General features: G+C 53.7%; 1 protein-coding gene. It reads left to right on the plus strand.

What is annotated here, in order from left to right; all coding sequences use genetic code 11:
- Nucleotides 1-42: 42 nt before the first annotated feature.
- Nucleotides 43-789, plus strand: a 747-nt coding sequence (locus FJQ58_RS00895) for a mannitol dehydrogenase family protein (RefSeq protein WP_476641261.1), incomplete at its 3' end; no start/stop codon positions are given.

Consider the following 789-nt stretch of genomic DNA (forward strand, 5'->3'; position numbering starts at 1 on the left):
TTGGCCGAGCAAGACGGACTATTTACGCTTGTCATTCGCGGCTTGGAGAATGGCAAGAGCGTTCAGCGGAAAGAGGTTATTTCGGTATTCGGCAGCGTATTTGACCCTTATTCCAATTGGGATGCCTATCTTGCCCAGGCTGAGAATCCAGATTTGCAGCTAGTCGTATCCAACACGACGGAAGCAGGGCTTGTCTATCGGCCGGAGGCGCTGGTGGACGGGCAGCCGATTCAGTCATTCCCCGGCAAGCTCGCGCAGCTGCTGTATCGTCGTTTTACGTTCTTTGATCGCGACCCGCAGCGCGGCTTAGTTTGTTTGCCTTGTGAGCTGCTGGAGCGCAATGGTGATGAGCTTCGCAACTGCATCCTGCGCTATAGCGACGATTGGGGCTNTGAGCTTCGCAACTGCATCCTGCGCTATAGCGACGATTGGGGCTATCCTGAAGCATTTAAGCAGTGGATAAGGGAGCATAATCGGTTTTTGAACTCACTTGTGGATCGGATCGTAACGGGCTATCCGGACGAAGTGCAGGCTGAGGCATGGTTTAGCGAATGGGGTTACTCCGATCCGATGTTAAGCACGGCTGAGCCCTATCATCTATGGGCAATTGAAGGGGAGCCAGAGCTAGAGAAGCTGCTGCCGCTGCGCCAAGCGGGACTTAATGTTCACTGGGTAAGCGATTTGCGTCCTTTCCAACTTAGAAAGGTGCGTATTTTGAATGGTGCCCATACCCTAATGACGCCGCTTGGTCTTCTGCACGGGATGGAGCAGGTTCGGGAAACGATGGAG

The sequence above is a fragment of the Paenibacillus paridis genome, assembly GCF_006345825.1.
Classification (GTDB): Bacteria; Bacillota; Bacilli; order Paenibacillales; family Paenibacillaceae; genus Pristimantibacillus; species Pristimantibacillus paridis.